Annotated in this window: 16 protein-coding genes and 1 tRNA gene; 11 read left to right on the top strand and 6 right to left on the bottom strand. The window is 71.4% G+C overall.

Annotated features, from left to right (window positions below; all coding sequences use genetic code 11):
* Positions 1-78: 78 nt before the first annotated feature.
* Entirely contained in the window at positions 79-1200 is a 1122-nt protein-coding gene (gene zapE, locus OG286_RS28930; protein ID WP_405359542.1) for a cell division protein ZapE, read from the top strand.
* 4 nt (positions 1201-1204) lie between these two features.
* Here zapE and OG286_RS28925 read toward each other — a convergent pair whose 3' ends face one another.
* On the bottom strand, positions 1205-3427 hold the full coding sequence (locus OG286_RS28925; RefSeq protein ID WP_405359544.1) for an MMPL family transporter: 2223 nt from the start codon (positions 3425-3427) through the stop codon (positions 1205-1207).
* A 239-nt stretch (positions 3428-3666) separates the two neighbouring features.
* Positions 3667-5157, bottom strand: coding sequence for a 30S ribosomal protein S1 (gene rpsA / locus OG286_RS28920; RefSeq protein WP_396319300.1), 1491 nt, complete (start codon positions 5155-5157; stop codon positions 3667-3669).
* Positions 5158-5573: 416 nt separating this feature from the next.
* Between rpsA and OG286_RS28915 the strand changes: the two genes are divergently transcribed.
* Complete coding sequence (locus OG286_RS28915; protein ID WP_396319301.1) at positions 5574-6428, top strand: class I SAM-dependent methyltransferase; 855 nt, start codon at positions 5574-5576, stop codon at positions 6426-6428.
* Between the two features lie 98 nt (positions 6429-6526).
* Positions 6527-9016, top strand: coding sequence for an ATP-dependent helicase HrpB (gene hrpB / locus OG286_RS28910; RefSeq protein WP_396319302.1), 2490 nt, complete (start codon positions 6527-6529; stop codon positions 9014-9016).
* A gap of 113 nt (positions 9017-9129) precedes the next feature.
* Here the strand turns inward: hrpB and OG286_RS28905 are convergent, their stop codons facing one another.
* Entirely contained in the window at positions 9130-9804 is a 675-nt protein-coding gene (locus tag OG286_RS28905) for a hypothetical protein (protein WP_396319303.1), read from the bottom strand.
* 85 nt (positions 9805-9889) lie between these two features.
* Positions 9890-12589: a DNA polymerase I gene (gene polA, locus OG286_RS28900; protein WP_396319642.1), complete on the bottom strand. Its 2700-nt coding sequence runs from the start codon at positions 12587-12589 to the stop codon at positions 9890-9892.
* 282 nt (positions 12590-12871) lie between these two features.
* Here polA and OG286_RS28895 point away from each other — a divergent pair, with 282 nt between their 5' ends.
* The 6 genes from OG286_RS28895 (at position 12872) to OG286_RS28870 (ending at position 19690) form a co-directional block, all read left to right on the top strand.
* The gene (locus OG286_RS28895) at positions 12872-13336 is read left to right on the top strand and encodes a PaaI family thioesterase (protein ID WP_148645592.1); all 465 of its coding nucleotides are present in this window, start codon (positions 12872-12874) and stop codon (positions 13334-13336) included.
* A 576-nt stretch (positions 13337-13912) separates the two neighbouring features.
* Positions 13913-15145 (top strand): branched-chain amino acid ABC transporter substrate-binding protein, encoded by a 1233-nt coding sequence (locus OG286_RS28890; RefSeq protein WP_396319304.1) that lies wholly within the window; start codon positions 13913-13915, stop codon positions 15143-15145.
* Between the two features lie 126 nt (positions 15146-15271).
* Entirely contained in the window at positions 15272-16201 is a 930-nt protein-coding gene (locus OG286_RS28885; RefSeq protein WP_396319305.1) for a branched-chain amino acid ABC transporter permease, read from the top strand.
* A gap of 5 nt (positions 16202-16206) precedes the next feature.
* On the top strand, positions 16207-18141 hold the full coding sequence (locus OG286_RS28880; protein WP_396319643.1) for a branched-chain amino acid ABC transporter permease: 1935 nt from the start codon (positions 16207-16209) through the stop codon (positions 18139-18141).
* Positions 18142-18149: 8 nt separating this feature from the next.
* Entirely contained in the window at positions 18150-18977 is an 828-nt protein-coding gene (locus tag OG286_RS28875; protein WP_396319306.1) for an ABC transporter ATP-binding protein, read from the top strand.
* Positions 18974-19690: an ABC transporter ATP-binding protein gene (locus OG286_RS28870; protein WP_396319307.1), complete on the top strand. Its 717-nt coding sequence runs from the start codon at positions 18974-18976 to the stop codon at positions 19688-19690. Before OG286_RS28875 ends, OG286_RS28870 begins: the two co-directional genes overlap by 4 nt.
* Before the next feature lie 58 nt (positions 19691-19748).
* Here the strand turns inward: OG286_RS28870 and OG286_RS28865 are convergent, their stop codons facing one another.
* Entirely contained in the window at positions 19749-20438 is a 690-nt protein-coding gene (locus OG286_RS28865) for an ANTAR domain-containing response regulator (protein ID WP_396319308.1), read from the bottom strand.
* A 66-nt stretch (positions 20439-20504) separates the two neighbouring features.
* On the opposite strand from OG286_RS28865, the gene OG286_RS28860 reads away from it, so the two are divergent.
* Positions 20505-20579 (top strand) — tRNA-Leu (locus OG286_RS28860).
* A 517-nt stretch (positions 20580-21096) separates the two neighbouring features.
* On the opposite strand, the gene pyk is transcribed toward OG286_RS28860, so the two are convergent.
* Positions 21097-22527: a pyruvate kinase gene (gene pyk / locus OG286_RS28855; protein WP_405365873.1), complete on the bottom strand. Its 1431-nt coding sequence runs from the start codon at positions 22525-22527 to the stop codon at positions 21097-21099.
* Between the two features lie 267 nt (positions 22528-22794).
* On the opposite strand from pyk, the gene OG286_RS28850 reads away from it, so the two are divergent.
* Positions 22795-23901 (top strand): hypothetical protein, encoded by a 1107-nt coding sequence (locus OG286_RS28850; RefSeq protein WP_405365872.1) that lies wholly within the window; start codon positions 22795-22797, stop codon positions 23899-23901.
* Positions 23902-23904: the final 3 nt, after the last annotated feature.

Raw genomic sequence — 23904 nt, 5'->3', positions numbered from 1 at the left:
CCCGGACAAAAGCTCCTGCCCGCACGGGCAACTCCCCGTGATCATGAACGTTCTGACGCCCTGCTAGGGTCCGGAGCCGTGACGAACAGGGCGGGGAAACAGTACGAGTCGATGCGCGCGCACTTCCTGCGCGCCGCCGAGCAGCGCGGGTTCACCCTCGACCCCGCCCAGGAACCGCCGGTCGAGCGGCTCAGCCGGCTCGCCGACGAGCTGGCCCACCCGGCCTGGCGGCTGCGGCGCCCGCCGCGCCACCTCTACCTCTGGGGCCCGGTCGGCCGCGGCAAGAGCTGGCTGGTGGACACCTTCCTCGACGGCCTGCCGACCCCGCGCAAACGGCGGCTGCACTTCCACGACTTCTTCCGCCGGCTGCACGAGGGCGTCGCCCACCACACCGCAGGCCCGCACCCCGAGGGCCGCCACACCGGCAGCCGTCACACCGACGGCCCGCACGGGGACGGAGCCGCGGTGGACCGGGCCGTGGACGAGCTGCTCGGCGACTGCCGCATCCTCGTCTTCGACGAGTTCCACGCCCATGACGCGGGCGACGCGATGCTGGTCGCCCGGCTCTTCCGCACCCTGCTGGACCGGCGGATCACCCTCGTCACCACGTCCAACTACCCGCCCGCCGGCCTGATGCCCGACCCGCTGTACCACCACCTCTTCGAGCCGACGATCCAGCTGATCGAGGAGCGGATGGACGTCATCGACGTCTCCGGGCCGGTCGACTTCCGGCGCCGGCCCCGGCCGGAGGGCACCCAGGGCTTCTCGCTCGGCGCCCTCCTGCACCCCGGCGACGAGGCCGCGGCCGGGCTCACCCCGCCCCGGGCGGAGGAGGCCGCCCCGGTGGCCGTGCACCACCACGAGCTGCCGGCCCGGGCGGTCCGCGACGACCTGGTCTGGTTCGGCTTCGCCGAGCTGTGCGAGGGCCGCACCGCCGTGCCCGACTACCTCGCGCTGGCCGACCGCTTCCCCACCCTCGTCCTCGACGGCGTCCCGCCGCTCACCGAGGCCTCCCCCGACGCCCGCCAGCGCTTCGCCAACCTGGTGGACGTCTGCTGCGACCGCGACCTGCGGCTGGTCCTGATCGGCGCCGACCCGATGGCCGGCCTCCCCGCCGGCTCCACCCTGCAACGCGACCTCGACCGCACCGCCAGCCGCCTCGCCCTCCTGCGGCAGCCGGCCGCCGATCCCGCCCGCTGACCCGCTACGGCGTCGTGCCCACGAGCTCCTTGGCCACCGGGCGCGGGCCGGGGATCACCGCCGGCTCGATGTCCGGCAGATCGACGTGCTCGCTCAGCCCGAACCGCCGGTGCAGGCGGCGCAGCGGGGCCGGCGCCCACCAGTTGAACTCACCGAAGAGGCTCATCGCGGCGGGGACGAGCAGGCAGCGGACCAGCGTCGCGTCCACGGCCACGGCGACGGCGAGCGCGATACCCATCTGCTTCACCATGAGCATGTCGCCCAGGGCGAAACCGGCGAAGACGATCACCATCAGCAGTGCCGCCGAGGTGATGATCTTCCCGCTGCGCTGCACCCCCAGCTCCACGGACCTCGCAGAGCTGTGGCCCTTGTCCCGGAGTTCCTTGATCCGGGCGAGCAGGAAGACCTCGTAGTCCATCGACAGCCCGAACGCGAAGGCGAAGACCAGCACCGGGATGAAGGTCTCCAGCCCGCCGGTGGGGGTGAAGCCGAGCAGTCCGCTGAAGTAGCCGTCCTGGAAGACCAGGGTGAGCGCGCCGAGCGAGGCGCCCAGCGAGAGCAGGTTCATCAGCAGGGCCTTGACCGGCATCACCACCGAGCCGGTCATCAGGAAGAGCAGCACCAGCGTGCCGAGCGCCACCAGGCCGAGCGCGATCGGCCCCCGGGTGAGCAGTTCGTGCCGGAAGTCGACGATCGAGGCCGCACCGCCGGTGACGTGGGTGGTGAGCCCGCCGCGGTCGGCGCGCAGCTCCTCGACCACCTTCTTGGCCTGCCCGCCCTGCGGGTCGCCGTGCACCAGGACGTCGATGGTGGAGACCTTGTCGCTCACCGGGGTGACCGCCCGGACCCCGCTGACGCCGGGCAGCTTGGCCACCACGTCGTCGGCATAGGCCTGGGCGACCGGGGCGCCGCCCTCGACCACCACGGTGATCGGGGCCGGCGAGGCCAGCGGGAAACGCTGGTCGATCGTGTCGGCGACCTGGCGGCCGGCCGAGGAGGCGGGCAGGACGGCGGCGCCCGAGCTGCGCATGTCGGCATGGAGGAACGGCGCCCCGGCGGCCATCAGCAGGGCGACACAGGCGAGCGCTACCGGCACCGCACGCTTGCGCACCCGGCGGACGGTCCGGCTGAAGAAGCCCTCGTCGGGCACGGGTGCGGTGGGCGCCTTGATCCGGCTGCCGGCGAAGCCGAGCAGCGCCGGGACGAGGGTGAGCGCGGCCGCGACCGCGATCACCACCACGCTCACGCCGGCGGCGGCGACCGCGCCGAGCACGGGGCTGGTGAAGACGAAGAGGCCGGAGAGGGCGACGGCGACGGTCAGCCCGGAGAAGGCGACGGTCCGGCCGGCGGTGGCGGCGGTCCGCTCGACGGCGGCGGCGATGCCCGCGCCGTGGCCGCGCTCCTCCCGGAAGCGGTTGACCATCAGCAGCGCATAGTCGATCGAGAGCCCGAGCCCCAGCACGGTGGCGATCGGCAGCACGCTGGTGTCGATGTCCATGATCTTGCTGAAGCCGAACATGGCCAGCAGCGCACCGCCCACCGAGGCGACGGCGCCGATCACCGGCAGGCTGGCGGCGGCGAGGCCGCCGAAGACCAGCACCATGACGATCAGGGTCAGCGGGAGGGTGACGATCTCGCCGAACCGGGTGTCCTTCTCGGTCTGTTTCTTGACCTCGTCCTGGAGCACGATGTCCCCGCCGACCTTGACCTGGGCACCGTCGGCCTCGATGTCCGCGAGGCGCTGGGTGACGGCGGCGGTCTGGGCGTCGGTGCTGGTGTCGGCCATCCGTACGGAGACCAGGCTCGCGTTGCCGTCGGCGGAGCGCAGTGCGGCGCCGGCCGGGCCGGAGCCGTAGGCGTCGGTGGCCGAGGAGACACCGGGCAGGGCGGCGATCTCGGCGGTGGCCCGGGTGACGGCCGCCCGCACGGCCTGGTCGTCCACCGGCTTTCCGTCCACCACGGCGGTCACGGTGCCGCGGGCCGGGTCGGCCGCGGTGACCACCGCGCTGCCCCGGTCGGCCTCGGAGCTGGCCGAGGAGGCGCCGGCCACCGAACCCGCGAAGACCCGGCCGCCGATCAGCACGCCTATGACCAGGACGACCGCCCAGAAGCCGAGCACCCAGCGCCGGTGCCGGAAGCAGAACCGGCCGAGGGCGGCAAGGCGTCCGTCGACCTTGGGGTCGGCGGACGAACGGGCGGGGGAGGTCACTGCGGTGCTACGGCGCATGTGGGGGGGGTGCCTAGCGTGCGGGGCCGGGGGGAGCCGCCCATGGGGCAACTCATCCCAAGGTAGGTCCTAGGTCCCGAATCGCCCATAGGCATCCGATGAGCCCCTAATCACAAAAATCGTGCACATAAGGAACAAATAAGTGAAGAGGAAAAACAATGAACCCCACCCGGAATACCGGGTGGGGTTCATCGGTGACGCTATGGCGCTATGCGCCGAGCACCAGCGGGGTCAGAGCCTCAGCTCTGGCCACCGGCCAGCTTCTCGCGCAGGGCGGCCAGGGCCTCGTCCGAAGCGAGAGCGCCGGAGCCCTCGTCGCTGCTGGAGGAGTACGAGCCACCGGCGGCGGCGGCGACGGCGTCGCCACCCTCGGCAGCGGCCTCGGCGTCGGCCTCACGGCTCTTGATGACCTGGGCCTGGTGCAGCTCGAAGCGCGACTGCGCCTCGGCGTACTGGCGCTCCCACTCCTCACGCTGCTTCTCGAAGCCGGGCAGCCAGTCGTTCGCCTCGGGGTCGAAGCCCTCCGGGTAGATGTAGTTGCCCTGGTCGTCGTACGAAGCGGCCATGCCGTACAGGGTCGGGTCGAACTCGACCTCGGCCGGGTTGGCACCGAGGGCCTCGTTGGCCTGCTTCAGCGAGAGGCTGATGCGACGACGCTCGAGGTCGATGTCGATGACCTTGACGAAGATGTCGTCGCCGACCTGGACGACCTGCTCCGGGATCTCGACGTGGCGCTCGGCCAGCTCGGAGATGTGGACCAGACCCTCGATGCCCTCGTCCACGCGGACGAACGCACCGAACGGAACCAGCTTGGTGACCTTACCCGGAACGACCTGGCCGATCTGGTGGGTACGGGCGAACTGCTGCCACGGGTCCTCCTGGGTCGCCTTCAGCGACAGGGAGACGCGCTCGCGGTCCATGTCAACGTCGAGAACCTCGACGGTGACCTCCTGGCCGACCTCGACAACCTCGGACGGGTGGTCGATGTGCTTCCAGGACAGCTCGGAGACGTGAACCAGACCGTCGACGCCGCCGAGGTCCACGAACGCACCGAAGTTGACGATCGAGGAAACGACGCCGGAGCGCACCTGACCCTTCTGCAGGGTGGTGAGGAAGGTCTGGCGGACCTCGCTCTGGGTCTGCTCCAGCCAGGCACGGCGGGACAGGACCACGTTGTTGCGGTTCTTGTCCAGCTCGATGATCTTGGCCTCGAGCTCCTTGCCCACGTAGGGCTGGAGGTCGCGGACACGACGCATCTCGACGAGCGAGGCCGGCAGGAAGCCACGGAGGCCGATGTCGAGGATGAGACCACCCTTGACGACCTCGATGACGGTACCGGTGACGATGCCGTCCTCTTCCTTGATCTTCTCGATCGTGCCCCAGGCACGCTCGTACTGAGCGCGCTTCTTGGACAGGATGAGACGACCCTCCTTGTCCTCCTTCTGGAGAACCAGGGCCTCGATGTTGTCACCGACGGAGACGACCTCGTGCGGGTCAACGTCGTGCTTGATCGAGAGCTCACGGGACGGGATGACGCCCTCGGTCTTGTAACCGATGTCGAGGAGCACCTCGTCACGGTCGACCTTCACGATGACGCCCTCGACGATGTCGCCATCGTTGAAGTACTTGATGGTCTCGTCGATGGCGGCGAGGAAGGCCTCAGCGTCGCCGATGTCGTTGACCGCGACCTGCGGGGTGGTGCTGGTGGAGGAGTCGGTGGGGCTCGTCATTAGGAAAAGGGCTCCGGTACGGACATGAAGTCGTAGGTAATGCCACGCGGAGGGCCCGTATCGCTCCCACCGAAAGCCGGACAGCCAAGAACACGGCCCACCAGAGTTCCCGCGGGAAGCGAGAAATCGGCGTCCGTCTTGCGACCGTGGGGTCTTCGACAGATGCGAGCGCGACCTGCTCCGTCCGAGGCGCGCAGGCCCGCAGCGCAACTTGTAGCATACGGGGACGGCCAGGCACGGTCAACGCCAAGAGCGTCAAGACGGTGGAGGCCGGTATGGATCAGGCCATATCCTCCGATTGCGCACCTCACGGTGGCGGCCGCAGGAAGCCTTTCCCCGGATGCCACCGCCAGGACCCGGACCCTTGCGGGGCCCGGTTCGCGGCAGCGGCGCTTCCGCAGACCACACCCTACGCGATGGGCATTATCACCGTGGCCACCACCCCCCAGTCCGACGTCCATGATCTTGACGACGACGGCGACGACGCGGTAAGGCGCGACGCCCAGGCCGGTGAGAGCAGCCGGGCCAGCCGGCACTGGTGGGACCGCAACGCGGACGAATACCAGGACGAGCACGGCGAGTTCCTCGGTGACGACCGGTTCACCTGGTGCCCCGAGGGCCTGGACGAGGCCGACGCCCGGCTGCTCGGCGAGGTCGAGGGCCGGACCGTGCTGGAGATCGGTGCCGGCGCCGCCCAGTGCTCGCGCTGGCTCGCCCGCCAGGGCGCCCGGCCCGTCGCGCTGGACATCTCCTTCCGCCAGCTCCAGCACTCCCTCCGGATCGACCTCGCCCGCGACACCCCGCCGGTGGCGGTCGTCCAGGCCGACGCCGCCGTGCTCCCCTTCGCCGACGGCTCCTTCGACCTCGCCTGCTCCGCCTACGGCGCGGTGCCGTTCAGCGCCGACACCGACGCGCTGATGCGCGAGGTGCACCGGGTGCTGCGGCCCGGCGGGCGCTGGGTGTTCTCGGTGACCCACCCCATCCGCTGGGCCTTCCCCGACGAGCCCGGCGTCGAGGGGCTGACCGCCGTGGCCTCCTACTTCGACCGCACCCCGTACGTCGAGCAGGACGAGCACGGACACGCCACCTACGTGGAGCACCACCGCACCGTCGGGGACCGGGTGCGCGAGCTGGTCGGCGCCGGGTTCCGGCTGGTGGACCTGGTGGAGCCGGAGTGGCCGGAGGGACACGAACAGGAGTGGGGCGGCTGGTCGCCGCTGCGCGGGCGGCTGATCCCCGGGACCGCGATCTTCGTCGCCGAGCGGGACTGAGGCCTGGCGGGCGCCCCGGCCGCCCCGGCCGCCCCGCAGCACCGGGCGGCAGGGACCGCGGGCCGTCCGGGTGCCCGGCCGTCGGGGAGACTGTGCGGGTGAACCCTGCCTGGCGCGAGCTGCCCGTCCGTACTGCCCTGCCCGCCCTGCACCGCGCGCTCGACGTTCACGGCGTGGCGGTGCTGGCCGCGCCGCCCGGCACCGGCAAGACCACGCTGGTGCCGCTCGCCCTGGCCGGCCTCCTCGGGGACGGCCGCCCCGCCCGCCGGGTGCTCGTCGCCGAACCGCGCCGGCTCGCCGTCCGGGCCGCGGCCCGGCGGATGGCCTGGCTGCTCGGCTCCGCCGTCGGCGACCAGGTCGGCTACACCGTGCGCGGCGAGCGCAGGACCGGGCCGCGGACCGTGGTCGAGGTGGTCACCACCGGCGTGCTGCTCCAGCGCCTCCAGCGCGACCAGGAGCTGCCCGGCGTCGACCTCGTCGTGCTGGACGAGTGCCACGAGCGGCACCTCGACGCGGACACCGCGCTCGCCTTCCTGCTCGACGTCCGGGCCGCGCTCCGGCCCGAGCTGGGCATCGTCTGCGCCTCCGCCACCTCCGACACCGCCGCCTGGGCCGACCTGCTCGGCGGCGCCGAGGTGGTTCAGGCGCACGGGGTCGCCCACCCGGTCGAGACGGTCTGGGCGCCGCCGCCGCGCGGCGTCCGCCCCGCGCACGGCACCCGGGTCGACCCGGCGCTGCTCGACCACGTCGCCGCCACCGTCCGGCGGGCCCTCGGCGAACGCGACGGGGACGTCCTCTGCTTCCTGCCCGGCGTCGGCGAGATCGCCCGCGTCGCCGGACTGCTCGCCGGGGCACCGGCCGACGTGCTCCAGCTGCACGGCCGCGCACCGCAGGCGGTGCAGGACGCGGCGCTGGCCTCGGGCGAGGGGCGGCGGGTGGTGCTGGCCACCGCCGTCGCCGAGTCCTCGCTCACCGTGCCGGGCGTGCGGGTCGTGGTCGACGCCGGCCTGGCCCGCGAGCCGCGCACCGACCACGCCCGCGGCCTGGCCGGCCTGGTCACCGTCCGCGCCTCGCTCGCCGCCGCCCGCCAGCGCGCCGGCCGCGCCGGCCGCGAGGCCCCCGGCACCGTCTACCGCTGCTGGGCGGAGGCCGAGGACACCCTCGCCGCCCGCTACCCCACCCCCGAGATCGCGCTCGCCGACCTCACCCCGTTCGCCCTCCAGGCCGCCTGCTGGGGCGACCCGGACGCCACCGGCCTCGCCCTGCCCGACCGGCCCCCGGCCGGCGCGATGGCCGCCGCCCGGCAGACCCTGCGGGCACTCGGCGCGGTGGAGGAGGACGGCCGGGCCACCCCGCGCGGCATCCGCCTCGCCCGCACCGGACTGCACCCGCGCCTCGCCCGCGCCTTGGTCGACGGCGCGCCGGCGGTCGGCGCGCGCCGGGCCGCCGAGGTGGTCGCACTGCTGTCCGAGGAGCCCCCGCGCGCCCTCGGGGACGACCTGGGCGCGGTCCGGCGCACCGTCCGGGACTCCCGCGACCCCTATGCGCGCCGCTGGCGCGAGGAGGTCCGCCGGCTGCTGCGCGGCGCCGACGACACCCCCGCCACCGCCCTGCCGGACACCGCGGCCGTCGGCCTCGTCGTGGCACTGGCCTTCCCCGAGCGGATCGCCCGGGCCCGGGTGGAACGGCCCGGGCCCGGCGAGCGCAGCCCGTACCTGATGGCCTCCGGGACGGCCGCCGAGCTGGCCCCCGGCACCGCGCTGGGCGCCCTCCCGTGGCTGGCCGTCGCCGTCGCCGACCGCCCCGCGGGCTCGCCCTCCGCGCGGGTGCTGCACGCGGCCGCGCTGGACGTGTCCACCGCCCGCCTGGCCGGTGCGCCGCTGCTGGCCTCCCGGGAGGAGGTCCACTGGTCCACCCGGCACGGCGAGGTGACCGCCCGGCGGGTGGAGTCGCTGGGCGCCGTCGAGCTGGCCTCGGCGAAGCTGGACCGGCCCGAGCCGGCGCTGGTGCGCGCCGCACTGCTGGAGGGCCTCGCCCGCGAGGGCGTGAGCACCCTGCTCGCCTGGCCCTCCCCCGGCCTGCGCGAACGCCTGGCCTTCCTGCATGCCGCGATCGGCGACCCCTGGCCCGACGTCAGCGACGCCGCGCTCCTCGAACGCGCCGCGGAATGGCTGGAACCCGAACTCTCCCGCGCCCGCCGCCGCTCCGACCTCGCCCGCATCGACACCACCGCCGCCCTCGGGCGCCTGCTCCCCTGGGCCACCGGCGAGGCCGGGCGGCTGGACGAGCTGGCGCCGGAGCGGATCACGGTGCCGTCCGGCTCCCGGATCCGGGTCGACTACAGCGGCGAACACCCGGTGCTGGCGGTGAAGTTGCAGGAGCTGTTCGGCTGGGCCGCGGCCCCGGCGCTGGCCGGCGGGCGGGTGCCGCTCACCGTCCACCTGCTCTCCCCCGCCGGGCGCCCGGCCGCCGTCACCGGCGACCTCGCCTCGTTCTGGCGCGACGGCTACCGGGCCGTCCGCGCCGACCTGCGCGGCCGCTACCCGCGGCACCCGTGGCCGGAGGACCCTCCCCCGGCCTCCGGCTAGGGCCCCCTTCTCGCTCCGCTCGCCGCCGAGCCGACCAAGCGCACCAACGCCCGCCGGCAGGGCCCGTCCTCGACGAACCCGCCGCGACGCCGGGGCGCCCTGCGGCGCGGAGGTCAGCCCCCGCCCGAGAAGCCGCCGGAGTTGGCGGAGGCCGAGCCCCCGCCGTTCCAGCCCGGCCCGCGCGTCGGGCGGGGCCGGACGGTGCGCTCGGTGAAGAGCTCGACCCGCACCCCGGCGGGGCCGAGCAGCGCGGTGAGGGCCTCATACAGCCGCCGGGGGGAGGTGCGGGCGGGCGGGGTCCACTTCAGTTCGTCGCCGGCGAGGTCGAACCGGACGGTGAGCTGCTCGGCGGCCGGCTGCCGGTCCCCCGGGTACGGCTCGGTGATGCGGTGTTCCAGCCGGACTCCGCACAGTTGGGTGATCGGCTTCCACCGGCCGGGGCGAGCGGCACGGACCAGCCGGAACCGGCCGGGGGCCTGGGCGGGGGCGAACCGCAGCCGGCGGACCGTGCTGAGCTCCATCCAGACGAGCAGTGGTGCGGCCAGTGCGGCCTCGACGGCGGCGATCCTGAGGACGACCTGCCCGACCGTGGCCGCGTCGGTGCCGGTCCCCAGCTGGACGACGGCGACCGCCACGGTGATGGCGCCGAGCGCCACCGGCACCAGCAGCGACTTCGCCGCCCCGATCAGGACGAGCGGCACCACCCGGGCGCGTGAGCCGCCGCCCTCGTGGAGGACGAGGTCGGTGGTGGAGTCTGGTCCGGGGCGGAGCGGCGCACCATCAGCCATACCGCCACGGTAGAGCCGGACGCGACCGGCCGGAAGGTGGCGGGCGGGTGGAAGTCCCGCCCGCCACCTCCTACGTGACGTCACGTCAGTGCGCGGCGGACTCCCAGTTGGCGCCGACGCCGACGGACACGTCGAGCGGGGCGCGCAGCGGGTAGGCGCCGGCCATCTGCTCGCGGACGATCGCCTCGACCTGCTCACGCTCGCCGGGGGCCAGCTCCAGCACGATTTCGTCGTGCACCTGGAGCAGCATCCGGGAGGTGAGGCCGGCGGCGGTCAGCGCCTCGTCGACCCGCAGCATGGCGATCTTGACGATGTCGGCGGCCGAGCCCTGGATCGGGGCGTTGAGGGCCATCCGCTCGGCCATCTCGCGGCGCTGGCGGTTGTCGCTGTTGAGGTCCGGCAGGTAGCGGCGGCGGCCGAGCAGGGTCTCTGTGTAGCCGGTGGCGCGGGCCTCGTCGACGACCCGGCGCAGGTAGTCGCGGACGCCGCCGAACCGCTCGAAGTAGGTGTCCATCAGGCCCTGGGCCTCGGCGGGCTTGATGCCGAGCTGCTGGGAGAGCCCGTACGCGGAGAGCCCGTAGGCCAGGCCGTAGGACATCGCCTTGATCTTGCGGCGCATCTCGGCGTCGACTGCGTCTCCGGGGACCTCGAACACCTGGGAGGCGACGGTGGTGTGGAGGTCCTCGCCGGTGGCGAAGGCCTCGATCAGGGCCTCGTCCTCGGAGAGGTGGGCCATGATGCGCAGCTCGATCTGCGAGTAGTCGGCGGTCAGCAGCGCCTCGTAGCCCTCGCCGACGACGAAGGCGCGGCGGATCATCCGGCCCTCCTCGGTGCGGACCGGGATGTTCTGCAGGTTCGGGTCCTGCGAGGAGAGCCGGCCGGTGGCGGCGACCATCTGGTTGAAGGTGGTGTGGATCCGCCCGGCCTGGGAGACCGTCTTGAGCAGGCCCTCGACGGTGGTGCGCAGCTTGGCCTGGTCGCGGTGGCGCAGCAGGATGACCGGCAGTTCGTTGTCGGTCTGGGTGGCGAGCCAGGTGAGCGCGTCGGCGTCGGTGGTGTAGCCGGTCTTGATCTTCTTGGTCTTGGGCAGGGCCAGCTCGCCGAAGAGGATCTCCTGGAGCTGCTTGGGCGAGCCGAGGTTGAACTCGTGGCCGGCGGCGGCGTGCGCCTCCTCCACCACGCGCTGGATCTCGGCGGCGAACTGGCTCTCCAGGCCGGTGAGCCAGGGGCGGTCGGCGGCGATGCCGGTGCGCTCCATCCGGGCCAGCAGGGCGGCGATCGGCAGCTCCATGCCGCGCAGCAGCTCGGTGGCGCCGACCTCGGCGAGGCGGGTGTCGAAGAGCGCGGCGAGGTCGAGCACGGCGCGGGACTGGAGCATCAGCGCCTGGGCGCGGGCCGCCACCGCGTCGGTGTCGTCGCCCTCGTCGGGGGCGTCGAAGGCGAGCTGGCCGGACTCGGCGACGGGGGCCGGGGCGAGCGAGCGGGCCAGGTACTCCTCGGCGAGCACCTCCAGGGTGAAGGTGCGGCGGCCGGGCTTCTCCAGGTAGGCGGCGAGGGCGGTGTCGGCGACGACGCCCTCGATGGTCCAGCCGCGTTCGGCGAAGGCGCGCATGACCTGCTTGGCGATGTGCAGGGCCTTGGGGGCGGCCGGGTCGGCCAGCCAGGCGGCGAAGGCGCGTTCGTCCTCCTCGGCGAGCAGCGCCGGGTCGAACCAGGCGGCGGCCTCTCCGGTGGCGAGCGCCACCTCGGTGACCTCGCCGGTGCCGAGCGCCCACCGGTAGACGGCGGCGAGTGCGACGGGCGCCTTGCCGGCGGCGTGCTGCCGGAGCCAGGCGGCGAGCGTGCCCGGGTCGGTGAGCAGCTCGCCGTCCACCTCGACGCCGGGGGCGAGCTCGGCGGCGGCCTCGGGCTCGGCGGCGGCCGGGTCGATGCCGTGGACGCGGTCGCGGAAGTTGGCGTTGCGGAACTCCAGCGACTCCATCAGGGTGGCGACGGCCTCGCGGTCGAACGCGGTGCGGCCCAGGTCGTCGATGCCGAGGGGGAGTTCGACGTCGCGGACGAGTTCGGTGAGGATGCGGTTGCGCTTGACCGAGTCGAGGTGCTCGCGCAGCTTCTCGCCGATCTTGCCCTTCACCTCGTCGGCGCGGGCGACGAGTTCGTCGAAGGAGCCGAACTGGTTGACCCACTTGGCGGCGGTCTTCTCGCCGACGCCGGGGATGCCGGGCAGGTTGTCGGACGGGTCGCCGCGCAGCGCCGCGAGGTCGGGGTACTGGCGGGGGGTGACGCCGTACTTCTCGGCGACCTTCTCCGGGGTGTAGCGGGTGAGTTCGGAGACGCCCTTGGTCGGGTAGAGGACGGTGACGTGCTCGGTGACCAGCTGGAGGGAGTCCCGGTCGCCGGTGACGATGTCGACGTCGAAACCGGCCGCCTCGGCGGCGGTGGCCAGGGTGGCGATGATGTCGTCGGCCTCGAAGCCCTCGACGGTCATCCGCGGGATGCGCATGGCGTCGAGGAGTTCACCGATCAGGGGGACCTGGCTGCGGAACTCGTCCGGCGTCTTGGCCCGGTTGGCCTTGTAGTCGGGGAACTCGGCGGAGCGGAACGTCTGCCGGGAGAGGTCGAAGGCCACCGCGAGGTGGGTGGGCTGCTCGTCCCGGACGGTGTTGGCGAGCATCGAGGCGAAGCCGTACACCGCGTTGGTGGGCTGGCCGGTGGAGGTGTTGAAGTTCTCCACGGGCAGCGCGTAGAACGCCCGGTAGGCCATCGAGTGCCCGTCGAGCAGCATCAGCCGGGGCCGGGCCCCGCCGCCACCCGCCGCGCTCTTGTCCGTACTCTGCGTAGCCACGTCAACGTCCGTTCCTGCCGATTCCACTGCCGGTCACCGATCCTATGGCCCGGCACCGACAAAAAGGGCGCGCCGGAGGCGCTGCCCGCCGCCCTCAGTGGCCGCCCGCCAGGCCGGGCCGCCGACGCGCCAGCCTCCCGAGGCGACCGCTACCGCCGAGTAGGACGGTCGTACGATCACTGGCAGCACGATGACGTGACCCCAAGCGGCAGGAGCTCCCCCATGACCGAAGCTGCCCCCGACGCGGCCCCCGTCCTGAAGGTCCCGCAGGAGGTGCTGGACCACTTCGCCAAGCTCGGCGTCGACCCGGCCACCTTCTCCGGCGGCCACCTCGGCGAGAAGCTCGGCATCCGGATCGTCGAGGCCTCGGGCGACCGCGTGGTCGGCACCATGCCGGTCGAGGGCAACCAGCAGCCGTACGGGCTGCTGCACGGCGGCGCCTCGGCGGCGCTGGCCGAGACCCTCGGCTCGGTCGGCGCGATGCTGCACGCCGGCCCGGGCCGGTACGCGGTGGGCGTGGACCTCAACGCCACCCACCACCGCTCGGCCACCTCCGGGCTGGTCACCGGGGTGGCGACCGCCGTGTTCAAGGGGCGCACCGCCGCCACCTACGAGATCGCGATCACCGACGACACCGGCCGGCGGGTCACCAGCTGCCGGCTGACCTGCATGCTCCGCGACCTCTGACGCACCGTCGGCCGGCCGGTCATCCCCGGACGTCCCGGGCGACCGTCAATTCCCTTGTCCGCCCCCTTGTTTGACCTTCGACTGCCCTGGGCAGGCGTTGGTCTATACAAGGGGGCATTGTCATGTTGGCAGACATTCAGAATGTAACACTGCGTAACAGGTAGGAAATCCGAGCATTCCGCACCTCCCGGACCCCCGTCTCGGCCCGGGATTCCGGCGTCCACCCCTCCACCGTCCGTTATTCGGACGCACACGCCCGAAACCAGTACCGCGAACGGTCGCGTCCGATTATCGGAGAGGCCAGGAGTGACCCGCATTTCTGGGCCTTACATCCACCTACCAGCCAGTAGACGCCCGGCAGTACAGGATCGATCGAACCGAAACGACCACATACTGAGACGGGCGCTCCGTGTGCTCATAACAAGAGAATCACAGCCTCGCCACACCACTGCCCGAGCCGCCGAACGGCATCTAGAGTCACGGCCAGTCACCGCGCCACCGGATCGGGCCAGGCCCACCGCGCATCCGGTTCCCGCCATTCCGGCGCGGCGCCCTCCCGAACCGAAGGGGACCCTCGTGCGTCACCGTTCAGCAGTTGTCGTGAGCATTGCCGTGATCGGCGCCCTGAGCCTCAGCGCCTGCGGCTCCCGCGACGAGAAGAAGTCCGGGGACGGCAACAACGCCGGGTCCAGCACCACCGTCACCATCGGTGTCGACGCCCCCCTCACCGGCGACCTCTCCGCCCTCGGCCTCGGCATCCGCAACTCCGTCGAACTCGCGGTCAAGCAGGCCAACGAGAAGAACGAGGTGCCCGGCGTCAAGTTCGAGATCAAGGCCCTGGACGACACCGCCAAGCCCGCCCCGGGCCAGCAGAACGCCACCCAGCTGGTCGCCGACAAGAACGTCATCGGCGTCGTCGGCCCGCTGAACTCCAGCGTCGCCCAGTCCATGCAGCAGATCTTCAACGACGCCAACCTCGTCCAGATCTCCCCCGCCAACACCGGCGTCGCCCTCAGCCAGGGCGAGAAGTGGGCCAGCGGCACCAAGGCCCGCCCCTTCAAGTCCTACTTCCGCACCGCCACCACCGACGCCGTGCAGGGCCCCTTCGCGGCCCAGTTCCTGGCCAAGGACGCGAAGAAGACCAAGGTCTTCCTCATCGACGACCAGAAGACCTACGGCGCCGGCCTCGCCGCCACCTTCAAGGGCGAGTTCACCAAGCAGGGCGGCACCATCGTCGGCGAAGAGCACGTCAACCCCGACGACCGCGACTTCGCCGCCGTCGTCACCAAGGTCAGGGCCTCCGGCGCCGAAGCCGTCTACTACGGCGGCGAGTACCCCGCCGCCGGCCCGCTCTCCCTCCAGCTCAAGGACGCCGGCGTCAACATCCCCCTGATGGGCGGCGACGGCATCCAGAGCGGCGACTTCATCAAGCTCAACCCCAAGAGCCAGGGCGACTACGCCACCGCCGTCGGCCTGCCCGTCGAGCAGCTCCCCACCGCCGCCAAGTTCATCGCCGACTACAAGACCGCCGGCTACAAGGACGCCTACGAGACCTACGGCGGCTACTCCTACGACAGCGCCTGGGCCATCATCCAGGGCGTCAAGGCCGTCGTGACCGCCAACAACGGCAAGCTCCCCGACAGCCCCCGCGCCAAGGTCGTCGAGGCCGTCCAGAAGGTCTCCTTCGACGGCGTCACCGGCAAGGTCTCGTTCGACGAGTTCGGCGACACCACCAACAAGCAGCTCACCGTCTACACCGTCAAGGACGGCAAGTGGGCCGTGGAGAAGTCCGGCACCTTCAACGGCTGATCCTGACCCTGCGTCAGTAGCACGACGGCACGTCGGAGTTACCCGCGCGGGGGCGCCACGAGTGCCCCCGCGCGCCTCACATCCACCACCCACGCGGACCCACCCACGCACAACGGAGGCCCAGCGGTGCACGACCTACCGCAGCAGCTGGCCAACGGCCTGATCCTCGGCGCCCTCTACGGGCTCGTCGCGATCGGCTACACGATGGTCTACGGCATCGTCCAGCTCATCAACTTCGCCCACGGCGAGATCGTCATGGTCGGCGGCTTCGGCGCCCTGACCGCCTACCTCGCCCTCCCCGGCGGCACCACACTCTGGCTGGCCCTACCGCTGATGCTGATCGCCGGCATCCTGGTCTCCACCCTCACCGCCGTCGCCGCCGAGCGCTTCGCCTACCGGCCACTGCGCAGCGCCCCCCGGCTCGCCCCGCTGATCACCGCGATCGGCCTGTCGATCGTCCTCCAGCAACTGGTCTTCTCCTTCTACCCCGACGCCAAGAAGGCCCGCGTCTTCCCGAAGATCCCCGGCGACCCCTTCGCACTCGGCTCCGTCACCATCCAGCGCAGCGACATCTTCCTGATCATCGCCGCCCCGCTCTGCATGCTCGCCCTCGGCTGGTTCGTCACCCGCACCCGCTCCGGCCGCGCCATGCAGGCCACCAGCCAGGACCCCGACACCGCCAAGCTCATGGGCATCGACACCGACCGGATCATCGTCATGGCCTTCGCCATCGGCGCCGCCTTCGCCGCCGTCGCCGCCGTCGCCTACGGCCTGCGCAGCGGCCAGGTCGACTTCCGGATGGGCTTCATCCTCGGACTCAAGGCCTTCACCGCCGCCGTCCTCGGCGGCATCGGCAACATCTACGGCGCCATGCTCGGCGGCGTCGCCCTCGGCCTCGCCGAAGCCCTCGCCACCGGGTACATCCAGCACCTCCCCGGCATGCACCTCTTCGGAGGCGGCGCCTGGAAGGACGTCTGGGCCTTCGTACTCCTCATCGTCGTGCTGCTCGTCCGGCCACAGGGCCTGCTCGGCGAGCGCGTCGCGGACAGGGCGTGACCACCATGACCACCACCCCCAACACCGAGACCACCCCGGTCATCCCCCTGCCCACCCGCGCCGCCACCCTCCTCACCGGCCTCGGCGCAGCCGCCACCGCCGGCTCCGCCCTGATGTCCTGGACCTGGACCTCCGAATTCCCCGGCGACCTCACCTACACCGGCTCCCCCGCCGGCCTCCAGTGGCTCGCCCTCACCGCCGGCCTGCTCACCCTCGCCCTGCTGCTCGCCACCCAAGGCGTCCCCGGCCTGCGCTGGGCCGCCCCCACCCGCAGCAACAACGCCGTCCTCGCCGCCGCCGCCGGCGCCTTCGCCGTCGGCTGGTTCTCCATCATCGCCATCGCCGTCGACCTCGGCGGCCTCGCCAACCTCGAACCCGGCGGCTGGGTCCTCGGCGCCGGCTCACTGCTCACCCTCGCCGGCGCCCTCGGCCTCCCCCTCGACCGGCGCACCGGCGTCAGACTGCGCATCCTCGACCGGCGGCTCTTCCTCCTCGTCCCCATCGCCCTGATCGCCTACCTCGGCGCCAACGCGATCCCCGAGAGCAAGCCCGTCGCCCCGGTCATGACCGCCCTCGCCAACGGCGTGGTCATCGCCGCAGCCGCCGTCCTCCTCATCCAGCTCGGCCACCTCGCCCACCACTGGCTTCGCCTCGGCACCATCACCCGGCCGCTCCCCGCCGCCCGCGAACTCCCCTCCTGGGCCGAGGTCCTGCTCATCGTCGCGGCCTTCGCCATCGGCCTGTTCGCCATCACCTTCGGCATCGACACCGAGTACGGCGAGCTCTTCATCGGCTACCTGCTGCTCGCCGGCGCCGTCGTGCCCGCGATCACCAAGTCCGGCCTGCTGCCCCGGCTGCGCGCCCTGACCGTCAAGTACCGCTCGGTCACCACCGGCGCCGCCTTCGCCGCCGCCGCCAGCTTCCCGTTCACCCAGACCAGCGACCAGTACACCTCGGTCGCCGCCAACATCCTGATCTTCGCCACCGTCGCCCTCGGCCTCAACATCGTCGTCGGCCTCGCCGGCCTGCTCGACCTCGGGTACGTCGCCTTCCTCGGCGTCGGCGCCTACGCCGCCGCCCTGGTCTCCGGCTCCCCCGCCTCGCCGATCCACGTCCAGTTCCCCTTCTGGGCCGCGATGCTGACCGGCGCCGTCGTCTCCATGGTCTTCGGCGTCCTCATCGGCGCCCCCACCCTGCGACTGCGCGGCGACTACCTCGCCATCGTCACCCTCGGCTTCGGCGAGATCTTCCGCATCACCATGCTCAACCTCAACGGCACCACCGGCCCCAAGATCACCAACGGCTCCAACGGCATCCCCCGGATCCCCGACCTCAACATCCTCGGCTGGGACCTCGGCAAGCCCACCACGATCTTCGGCATCGAACTCGGCCGCTTCTCCAACTACTACCTGCTGATGCTGCTGGTCACCGCCCTCGTGGTGCTGGTCTTCGCCCGCGTAGGCAACTCCCGCATCGGCCGCGCCTGGGTCGCCATCCGCGAGGACGAGACCGCCGCCGAAGCCATGGGCATCAACGGCTTCCGCCTCAAGCTCCTCGCCTTCGCCCTCGGCGCCTGCCTCGCCGGCCTCGCCGGCACCGTCCAGGCCCACGTCAGCTACACCGTCACCCCCGACCAGTACACGTTCGCCGAGGCCCTGCCGCCCAACTCCGCCTTCCTGCTCGCCGCCGTCATCCTCGGCGGCATGGGCACCATCAGCGGACCACTGGCCGGCGCCACCCTCCTCTTCCTCGTCCCGAAGAAGCTCGAATTCCTCTCCAACTACCAGCTGCTCGCCTTCGGCATCGCACTCATCGTGCTGATGCGCGTGCGCCCCGAAGGACTCATCCCCAACCGGCGCCGCCAACTGGAGTTCCACGAGGCCTCGATCCCGGCACAGCCCACCGGCGACGCCACCGCACTCACCAAGGCAGGGGCGTGAAAAGCCAGATGACCACCACCGACGCCCCCAGCACCCCCGCCGTCGCCAAGCCCCTCCTCGAGGTCTCCGGCGTCACCATGCGGTTCGGCGGCCTCACCGCCGTCAACGACGTCTCCCTCACCGTCGGCGAAGGCGAGATCATCGGTCTCATCGGCCCCAACGGCGCCGGCAAGACCACCTTCTTCAACTGCCTCACCGGGCTCTACGTCCCCACCGAAGGACGCGTCGCCTACCAGGGCACCGTGCTGCCCCCGAAGCCGCACCTCGTCACCCAGGCCGGCATCGCCCGCACCTTCCAGAACATCCGGCTCTTCGCCAACATGACCGTCCTGGAAAACGTCCTCGTCGGCCGCCACAGCCGCACCAAAGAAGGCCTCTTCTCCGCCATCCTCCGCGGCCCCGGCTACCACCGCGCCGAAGCCGAGAGCCGCGCCCGCGCCATGGAACTCCTCGAGTTCACCGGCCTCGCCGACAAGGCCGAGCACCTCGCCCGCAACCTCCCCTACGGCGAGCAGCGCAAGCTCGAAATCGCCCGCGCCCTCGCCTCCGACCCCGGCCTCCTCCTCCTCGACGAGCCCACCGCCGGCATGAACCCGCAGGAGACCAGGGCCGCCGAGGAACTCGTCTTCGCCATCCGCGACCGCGGCGTCTCCATCCTCGTCATCGAGCACGACATGCGGTTCATCTTCAACCTCTGCGACCGCACCGCCGTCCTCGTCCAGGGCCAGAAGATCGTCGAAGGCGACCGCGAAACCGTCCAGAACGACGAACGCGTCATCACCGCCTACCTCGGCGCCCCGCTCGAAGGCACCACCGCTTCGGAGGACAACCAGTGACCGCGCTCCTTGAGGTCGAGGACCTCCGCGTCTCCTACGGCAAGATCGAAGCCGTCAAGGGCATCAGCTTCACCGTCAACGAGGGCGAAGTCACCACCCTCATCGGCACCAACGGCGCCGGCAAGACCACCACCCTGCGCACCCTCTCCGGGCTCCTCAAGCCCACCAGCGGGAAGATCACCTTCGAGGGGCAGGACCTCGGCGTCGTCCCCGCCCACAAGATCGTCGCCCTCGGCCTCGCCCACTCCCCCGAAGGCCGGCACATCTTCCCCCGCATGACCATCGAGGAGAACCTCCTCCTCGGCGCCTTCCTGCGCAGCGACACCGCCGGCATCGCCGCCGACGTCGAGCGGGCCTACGGGCTCTTCCCCATCCTCGGCGAACGCCGCAAGCAGGCCGCCGGCACGCTCTCCGGCGGCGAGCAGCAGATGCTCGCCATGGGACGCGCGCTGATGTCCCAGCCCAAGCTGCTCATGCTGGACGAGCCCTCCATGGGCCTCTCGCCGCTGATGATGCAGAAGATCATGGCGACCATCGTCGAGCTCAAGGCCGGCGGGACCACGATCCTGCTCGTCGAGCAGAACGCCCAGGCGGCGCTCTCGCTCTCCGACCAGGGATACGTGATGGAGACCGGCCGCATCGTCCTCCAGGGCACCGGCGCCGACCTGCTCCACGACGAGTCCGTGCGCAAGGCGTACCTCGGCGAGGACTGACCGACCCCGCACACGGCGAGGGGCCCCGTCCGACCGGACGGGGCCCCTCTCGCGCTTCTCAGCCCTCGGACCTGCCCTCGTCGGCCTTCTTCTTGTCCTGGGCCTCGCCCTCCTCGATGACCGCCTCGGCCACCGCCGCCATCGTCATCCGGCGGTCCATCGACGTCTTCTGGATCCACCGGAACGCGGCCGGCTCGTTCAGCCCGAACTTCGTCTGCAGGACACTCTTCGCCCGGTCCACCAGCTTCCGGGTCTCCAGCCGCTGGGTGAGATCCGCGATCTCCTCCTCCAGCGTCCGCATCTCCGTGTACCGGGAGACGGCCATCTCGATCGCCGGCACCAGGTCGCTCTTGGAGAACGGCTTCACGATGTACGCCATCGCACCCGCGTCCCGGGCCCGGTCCACCAGCTCGCGCTGCGAGAACGCGGTCAGCATCAGGACGGGCGCCAGGTGCGCCTCGTGGATCTGCTCGGCGGCGGAGAGACCGTCCAGGACGGGCATCTTCACGTCCAGGATCGCCAGGTCGGGCCGGAGTTCCTCGACCAGCTTGACCGCCGTCGCCCCGTCCCCGGCCTCGCCGACGACGGTGTACCCCTCCTCTTCGAGCATCTCCTTCAGATCGAGACGGATCAACGCCTCGTCCTCGGCGATCACAATCCGGGTGATCTGGGGCATATCGGTCTCAAGCGGCTCGGCCTGCTCGTCGGCGGTGCTCACGGGGCTCCTCGTTCCGGCGGGGTACTGCATGCACGAGGGTACCTAGACACGGTATGTTTGAGACACGACGCGAGGGCAGTCGCCTTCAAATCGTAGGCCCCGATAGCCCAATTGGCATGAGGCAATGGTCTCAAACACCATACAGTGTGGGTTCGAATCCCACTCGGGGCACTTTTCCTTCAATTCGAAGGAAGTGCACACTGCAGAGCATTGGCGATCTTCATCATTGCGAGTGAAGATCCCCGGGTTCGCCCGTGCGCTTCCATCCACGCCTGCACTCTCGGCCGTATGTACGACATGGCCACACGGCAGCGAGCCATCACTCTCCACGCGTCCGGACTGACCTTCAGCCAGGTGAGCCGCGCAACGGGGATCTCCCGCTTCGCGATCCGCGAGTGGGCTTCCGGGATCGCACCCAGTCCACGCATGACCGCCGAATGCCCGGTCGTCCACGACCGGCTCGACCCCACGCGCCCACGTGCCGATTACGCCTATCTCCTCGGCCTCTACCTCGGCGACGGCTGCGTCAGCGAGGGCCGCCGCAACGTCCACGCGCTGCGCATAGCCTGTGGCGATGCCTGGCCCGGGCTCATCGACGAGTGTGCACGAGCCATCGCCGCCGTCATGCCGACGCCCCAAGTACTGACGGTGGCACGCTCCATGAGCGTGCCGCCATCGGTGAGCGGTGTCAGCCGTCCAGCGTCCCCACGTGGTGGACGCGGACGAGGTTGGTGGAGCCGGCGAGGCCGGGCGGGGAGCCGGCGGTGATGACGACGATGTCGCCCTTGCGGCAGCGGCCGAGGGAGAGCAGCGCGGCGTCGACCTGCTCGACCATCTCGTCGGTGGTGGCCGCGAAGGGGCCGAGGAAGGTCTCGACGCCCCAGGTGAGGGCGAGTTGGCTGCGGACGGCGGGTTCGTAGGTGAAGGCGAGGACGGGGATGGGCGAGCGGTAGCGGGTGAGGCGGCGGGCGGTGTCGCCGGACTGGGTGAAGGCGATGAGGTACTTGGCGCCGAGGAAGTCGCCGATCTCGGCGGCGGCGCGGGCGACGGCGCCGCCCTGGGTGCGGGGCTTGTTGGAGGCCGTGAGCGGCGGCAGGCCGGCGGCGAGGATGTCGGCTTCGGCCGCCTCGATGATGCGGCCCATGGTCCTGACCGTCTCGACGGGGTACTTGCCGACGGAGGTCTCGCCGGAGAGCATCACGGCGTCGGTCCCGTCGAGGACGGCGTTGGCGACGTCGGAGGCCTCGGCGCGGGTGGGGCGGGAGGCGTTGATCATCGAGTCGAGCATCTGGGTGGCGACGATGACCGGTTTGGCGTTGCGCCTGGCCAGCTTGATAGCGCGCTTCTGGACCATCGGGACCTGTTCGAGGGGCATCTCCACGCCCAGGTCTCCGCGGGCCACCATGATGCCGTCGAAGGCGTCCACGATGGAGTCGAGGTTCTCGACCGCCTGCGGCTTCTCGATCTTGGCGATGACGGGGACGAAGCGCCCCTCCTCCGCCATGACGCGGTGGACGTCCTCGATGTCGCGGCCGCTGCGGACGAAGGAGAGGGCGACGAGGTCGGCGCCGGTCCGCAGGGCCCACCGCAGGTCGGCGACGTCCTTGGCGCTGAGCGCGGGCACGGAGACGGCGACGCCGGGGACGTTGAGGCCCTTGTGGTCGGAGACGAGGCCGCCTTCGATGACGGTGCAGCGGACGAGGGGTCCGTCGACCTTCACGACCTCCAGGGTGACGCGGCCGTCGTCGACGAGGATCCGCTCGCCCCGGGTGACGTCGGCGGCGAGGCCGGCGTAGGTGGTGCCGCAGATGTTCTGGTCCCCGACGACGTCCTTGTCGGTGGAGATGGTGAACTCGTCGCCGCGTTCGAGAAGTACGGGCCCGTCGGCGAAGGTGTCGAGTCGGATCTTCGGACCTTGAAGGTCGGCGAGCACGCCGACGCTGCGGCCGGTCTCGTCCGCGGCCTTGCGGACCCGGCGGTAGCGCTCCTCGTGCTCGATGTGGGAGCCGTGGCTCAGGTTGAATCGGGCGATGTCCATCCCGGCGTCGACCAGGGTCTTGATCTGGTCGTACGAGTCGGTGGCGGGCCCGAGGGTACAGACGATTTTTGCTCGGCGCATGCTCCTGAGACTAGGCATTACCGGCGCGTAACATCGACGTGCGTCCGGACAGGGGGATGACCTTTGCCGGAAGGCGAGTTGAACAATCTGACACATGGTCGGACTGGTGTGCGCGCGGCGGTCGGCGGCCCGTTCGCCGATGCGATTCCGTGAAGGGGTGTTCACCCCTTGTTCACCGTGACTTCTGCCGCCGCTCGCGGCCCGGCGGGACGCTCGTCACCCGGGTGGGAGCCCGGGAAGGGAACCGACGAGGGGGAATCGTCCGGCATGAGGCGTGTGTTCGGGGTACTGACGGCGCTGGCGCTGCTTGCCGGGGTGGGAGTCGCGCTGTTCCGGGACAACGATCCCCCCGGTTCGGGCAAGGTCGTCACCATCTCCGGTCTGATCGGCTCGGAGAAACGGGAGTTCTTCGCCGACCCGGATGTCATCGCGGAGCTGCAGAAGCAGGGCCTCAAGGTGGTCACCGACACCACCGGCTCCTGGCTGATGGGAGAGAGCGACCTCACGCGGTACGACTTCGCGTTCCCGGCCAGCCTCTCGCCGGCGGAGGAGATCCGCAAGCAGCGGCAGATCAAGAGCGAGCCGGTGCGGCCGTTCTACTCGCCGCTGGTGGCGCTGGCCCACCAGTCGATGGCGGAGGTCCTCAGGGAGAACGGCCTGGCCGCCCGGAGCGAGTCGGATCCGAAGGTCTGGACGCTCAGGATGGACGCCTATCTGAAGGCCGTCCAGGAGGGCCGGAAGTGGCAGGACCTCAAGGGGGCGAGCAGCCACAACGAGTTGAAGGGCCTGCTCTTCCTGACCACGACCGACCCGTCCACCTCCTCCTCCGGGGCGCTCTACCTGGCGACGATCTCGTACCTGGCCAACGGCCACCAGGTGGTGTCGGACGATGCCGGGGTGGGCCTGGTCAAGGACGTGGTCCGGCAGGTGACGTCGGTGCAGGGCGACCAGAAGACCAGCAGTGACGGCCCGTTCAAGGACTTCCTGTCCGGGGTGGGCAACGGGCCGGTGCTGGCGTACGAGTCGCAGGTGGCGGCGCTGACCGCCAAGGGCGTGTCCACGCCGGGCGGTTCGGCGGGCGATCTGGTGGTGCTCTACCCGGACACCACGGTGTTCAGCGACCACACCCTGGTGGCGCTCAAGCCGGGGGCCGAGAAGCTCGCCGAACTGCTGCGGGACGACCAGGTGTTGCGTGATCTGGAGGCCAAGTACGGCTTCCGTCCGCAGGCCGACCCGCAGGCGCTCAGCAAGGCGGTCCGCGACAAGCAGGGCCCGGTCTACGCCCCCGACCTGGCGGCGGCGGGCGTGCAGCAGGCGCAGGTGCCGACGGTGGCGGTCCTGAACAAACTGATCAACGCTGCCAAGGGGAAGTGACGG

Source organism: Kitasatospora sp. NBC_00039 (genome assembly GCF_045160625.1).
Taxonomy (GTDB): domain Bacteria; phylum Actinomycetota; class Actinomycetes; order Streptomycetales; family Streptomycetaceae; genus Kitasatospora.
This window is presented reverse-complemented; position numbering and strand designations above follow the sequence as displayed.

Coding starts and splice junctions, on each gene's coding strand:
- pyk (WP_405365873.1), bottom strand. CDS start 22,527: ATGCGCCGAGCAAAAATCGTCTGTACCCTCGGGCCCGCCACCGACTCG.
- OG286_RS28865 (WP_396319308.1), bottom strand. CDS start 20,438: ATGCAGTACCCCGCCGGAACGAGGAGCCCCGTGAGCACCGCCGACGAG.
- polA (WP_396319642.1), bottom strand. CDS start 12,589: ATGCTGCTCGACGGGCACTCGATGGCCTACCGGGCGTTCTACGCGCTG.
- OG286_RS28905 (WP_396319303.1), bottom strand. CDS start 9,804: ATGGCTGATGGTGCGCCGCTCCGCCCCGGACCAGACTCCACCACCGAC.
- OG286_RS28895 (WP_148645592.1), top strand. CDS start 12,872: ATGACCGAAGCTGCCCCCGACGCGGCCCCCGTCCTGAAGGTCCCGCAG.
- OG286_RS28915 (WP_396319301.1), top strand. CDS start 5,574: ATGGGCATTATCACCGTGGCCACCACCCCCCAGTCCGACGTCCATGAT.
- rpsA (WP_396319300.1), bottom strand. CDS start 5,157: ATGACGAGCCCCACCGACTCCTCCACCAGCACCACCCCGCAGGTCGCG.
- OG286_RS28850 (WP_405365872.1), top strand. CDS start 22,795: ATGAGGCGTGTGTTCGGGGTACTGACGGCGCTGGCGCTGCTTGCCGGG.
- OG286_RS28875 (WP_396319306.1), top strand. CDS start 18,150: ATGACCACCACCGACGCCCCCAGCACCCCCGCCGTCGCCAAGCCCCTC.
- OG286_RS28880 (WP_396319643.1), top strand. CDS start 16,207: ATGACCACCACCCCCAACACCGAGACCACCCCGGTCATCCCCCTGCCC.
- OG286_RS28925 (WP_405359544.1), bottom strand. CDS start 3,427: ATGCGCCGTAGCACCGCAGTGACCTCCCCCGCCCGTTCGTCCGCCGAC.